Annotated in this window: 1 protein-coding gene; it reads right to left on the bottom strand. The window is 70.7% G+C overall.

Annotated features, from left to right (window positions below; genetic code table 11):
* Positions 1 to 314: glycine-rich domain-containing protein (locus AC5LUJ_RS07320; RefSeq protein ID WP_493464679.1), on the bottom strand; the 314-nt coding region annotated here is incomplete at its 3' end.
* Between the last annotated feature and the right edge of the window lie 116 nt (positions 315 to 430).

Raw genomic sequence — 430 nt, forward strand, 5'->3', positions numbered from 1 at the left:
TCGTTCGTCGTGTCGTCGTTGGGGACGTGGTGGATGAACCGGCCCGCGACCTGGTCGCAGAACACGGCGTACTCCCGGGTGTCGAGCACGAACACGTGCCAGCCGATGTCGACCAGCCGGCTCGGGGCCAGGCCGACGCCCGGGTTCCGCGCGCTGGCGGCCAGGAACGCCAGCATCTGATCAACGATCCGGATGGCGAGGTCGCGGTCTCCCGCAGCCTCGACCACCACCCGGTCGACCAGCCTGTCGAACGCGTCCGGGCGGACCAGGAACCGGGCCGTCATCGCTGCTTCCGGGGCAACCACAGCAGTCATAGCGCGAACTCCTCATGGGAGAAGGAACGGAGCCCCTGCCCGGCGGTTCCGGGCAGGGCCCGCCACGGGGCGATCTTGTCGACGTCGGGTGGGAGATGACGCGCGCCGGCCCGCGG

The sequence above is a fragment of the Protofrankia sp. CiP1_Cm_nod3 genome (genome assembly GCF_982290655.1).